The organism is Geoalkalibacter sp., assembly GCF_030604225.1.
GTDB lineage: Bacteria > Desulfobacterota > Desulfuromonadia > Desulfuromonadales > Geoalkalibacteraceae > Geoalkalibacter.
This window is the reverse complement of the sequence record NZ_JAUVWH010000197.1, coordinates 1-3170: the sequence shown is the minus strand read 5'-3', so window position 1 is coordinate 3170 and position 3170 is coordinate 1. Positions and strand designations below refer to the sequence as shown.

Below are 3170 nucleotides of genomic sequence, written 5' to 3'. Positions count from 1 at the left end.
GTCGGGTGGAAGTTCTCGGTGCCGGGGCGGGAGCGGTGGATGTCCTCAACCTGGTGGAAGCCGTGCTTGAGGATCAGCGCGCCGCCGTGTTGAAAAAAGAGCTCAAACTGCGCACCAGCGTTTCTCCTTTGCTGCTGCAAGGCGATCGCGAGCGGCTCAAGGCCTTGCTCGACAATCTGCTCTCCAATGCGGTCAAGTACACGCCCGCCGGAGGGTTGGTGGAGCTCAGCGTCGGTCGTGACGGCGCGATGGCCCTGATCGAAGTGGGTGATTCGGGGCCGGGCATCACCGCGGATGAAAAGGAAAAGATTTTCGAACCCTTTTACCAGGGGCGGGCGGCCTGCCTGGGGCCTGTGCAGGGCACCGGCATCGGCTTGTCCATCGTTCGGGATTATGTGGCGGCGCTGCAGGGCGAGGTCGAGGTGGAAGAGAGTTCCGCCGGCGGTGCCCTGTTTCGGGTGCGGCTGCCTCTTGCTGCGGAGAACAGGGCATGAAACGCACGAGATGGATTTGTTTGGCGATCCTGGTGATTTCCCTATTGATCGGCGGTTGCGCGCAATTGCGCGAGATGGTGGGGCGGCCCAGCGTGGTCTCCCTTGCGCCGGCCGCACCGCCTGATCGTCTGCCCCAGGCTGTGCAGGCGGAGCCGCCGCCGGTGGTGAAATCCGCCGAGGTCCTGGAATTCCTCGCGGCCTTTCAATCCCTGGAGGGGCGCTCCCAGGCCGAGGAGTATCGCCGCGTCATCGATCAATTCGTGGAGAATGACGGTGATGTCGAGCGTTTTCGCCTGGCGTTGGTGATGCTGATGCCGGGCAAGGGGTTCAGCAATGCCCACAAGGGGCGCGAAATGCTTCGTGATTATCTCAAGCGCGAGGAGTCGCGCGACGCCGATCTCGAGGCCCTGGCGCGGCTGATGGTCGACCTGGTCAACGAACGGGAAAAGCTCGAACGGCGCCTGGTTCAGGAAAAGGAAGCGTCCGAGACGTTGGCACGGCAATTGAAGGAACTGCGCGACATTGAAAACATCATGCGGCAGCGCGAGGTCAACGGTCGTCCCGCGCTCTGATACGGACTTATCATGGATCTCAATAAGAAGCGAATTCTGCTGGTGGATGACGACGAAGATCTGTTGCGCTTGCTCTCCATGCGCCTCACCAGCAATGGCTATGAAGTCAGCTGCGCCCAGAGCGGCGAACAGGCGCTGGCGCTGCTGCCGGTCTTGCGCCCCCATTTGGTGATTACCGATCTGCGCATGGAGGGCATGGACGGCATGGCGCTTTTTGAGGCCATCCGCAAGAGCAATACCTCCCTGCCGGTATTCATCATGACCGCCCATGGTTCGATTCCCGATGCGGTCACGGCGACGCGGCGCGGCGTATTCAGCTTTCTGACCAAGCCGCTCAACGGCCGCGAACTGCTGCGGGACGTCGAAAAGGCGCTGACCCTCTCCCCGGGCGGCGCCGGCGCAGACAGTGAACAGGCCTGGCGCGGGGACATCATCACCCAAAGCCCGCTCATGGAGGACTTGCTGAGCAAGGCCCGGCTCGCTGCGGCAAGCGGCGCCAGCATTCTGATTCGGGGCGAAAGCGGCACCGGCAAGGAACTGCTCGCCCAGGCCATCCACCGCGCCAGTCCGCGCGCCGACAAGCCCTTCGTTCCCGTCAACTGCGGCGCCATCCCCGATAATCTGCTCGAATCCGAACTGTTCGGTCACGTCAAGGGGTCCTTCACCGGAGCCGACCGCAATTATGCCGGCCTTTTCCGCAGCGCCGACGGCGGAACCCTGTTTCTCGATGAAATCGGCGACATGCCCCTGACCCTGCAGGTCAAGTTGTTGCGCGTTCTGCAGGAAAAGCAGGTGCGCGCCATTGGCTCGGCCTTGGCCGTCGCCATCGACGTGCGGATTATCTCGGCCACCCATCGCACCCTCGAAGACGAGATTCAGGAAGGACATTTCCGCGAGGATCTCTACTACCGTCTCAATGTCGTGTCCCTGGAGTTGCCATCCCTTGCCGAGCGCCGGGAAGACATTCCCCTGCTCGCCAATTATTTCCTGCGCAAGTTCGCCGAGGAGTCAGACAAGCCCCTCGGCAGCTTTTCCCCCGATGCCATGGAGGTTCTTGTCGCCGCGTCCTGGCCCGGCAATATTCGCCAGTTGTGCAATGTCGTGGAGCAGGCGGTGACCCTGTCGACCAGCGCGGTCATCTCGTCCGACCTGGTCAACAGCGCCATTCGCGAAACCCCCGACAATATCCTCTCCTTTGCCGACGCCCGCCGTCAGTTCGAACAGGAGTATCTGGTCCAGCTCCTCAAGATCACGCGCGGCAACGTCAGCCATGCCGCGCGTCTGGCCAAGCGCAACCGCACCGAATTCTACAAGCTGCTCAGCCGCCATCATATCGTGCCGACCCTTTTCAAATAACGGAGTAGGTGGTCCGCGCTGCCGCCTCGTCGGTTTTGACGAACTTCGGCAGATTTCCAAGGTTTGTCTCCTCCCGCTCAGCAACAAAAATTGTCTCTTTGTCTTGCCCCTGTCGTCCCTGAGCAACAGGAGCCGCAAATTGCTCCTTCAGGGTAGAGGCGCTGGATTCCTCCGGAGTATTCGCCGGTTGGCTTCCTCCCGCGGTACTGTTTAGGGCCGAATCGTCTTGCGGAGCCTAAAGACCGGATTTAAGGTTCGCCCGCTGTTGCCGAACAGAGACATCATCTCTCGCCGTTGGCCCCGCCCGGGGAAGGTGTTCTCCCTGTTCGGGTTGGAAGTTGTTGAAAATGCGAGTAATAAATTTTTTGGCACAAGATGTGCTCATATAAAAAAGCAAAGCGAAAAACAAAATTGTTGCACTTCCGCCTGACGGCTTCTGCCCTACCGCCAGGCGGTTTTTTTTATTTTTTATTTCAAAATTACAGTACAAAAAACATGAACAAATATAAAAAAGTGAACTATGGCTTCGGTTTGACAGCCCCCTTCAATGTGCGGATACTGGCTTTTGACGACTTAGGGCGAGGTTGATTCCGATGGGTGTTGTTGATTTGTTCAGGCCCCTGGCTTTGTGGACACCGGAGACCTTGCGCCAGTGGATGCGGGAGCGCCATCCCGAGGATTATCTGCTGCTCGATATCCGTCAGTCGCAGGAGTACGCCGCCGGTCATTTGCCCGGTGCCATCTCCCT

General features: G+C 59.7%; 4 protein-coding genes. All 4 read left to right on the top strand.

The genetic code is table 11. From position 1 onward, the window contains the following. On the top strand, window positions 1-494 hold a 494-nt coding region (locus QAT43_RS14665; protein WP_305043836.1), incomplete at its 5' end, for a sensor histidine kinase. Continuing rightward, the gene (locus tag QAT43_RS14660; protein ID WP_305043835.1) at window positions 491-1066 is read left to right on the top strand and encodes a hypothetical protein; all 576 of its coding nucleotides are present in this window, start codon (window positions 491-493) and stop codon (window positions 1064-1066) included. The genes QAT43_RS14665 and QAT43_RS14660, both read left to right, overlap by 4 nt. 12 nt (window positions 1067-1078) lie before the next feature. Further along, window positions 1079-2422, top strand: coding sequence for a sigma 54-interacting transcriptional regulator (locus QAT43_RS14655; RefSeq protein WP_305043834.1), 1344 nt, complete (start codon window positions 1079-1081; stop codon window positions 2420-2422). A gap of 593 nt (window positions 2423-3015) precedes the next feature. Then, a partial coding sequence (locus tag QAT43_RS14920; RefSeq protein WP_442900279.1) for a rhodanese-like domain-containing protein occupies window positions 3016-3170 on the top strand: 155 nt, incomplete at its 3' end.

Coding starts and splice junctions, on each gene's coding strand:
- QAT43_RS14660 (WP_305043835.1), top strand. CDS start 491: ATGAAACGCACGAGATGGATTTGTTTGGCGATCCTGGTGATTTCCCTA.
- QAT43_RS14655 (WP_305043834.1), top strand. CDS start 1,079: ATGGATCTCAATAAGAAGCGAATTCTGCTGGTGGATGACGACGAAGAT.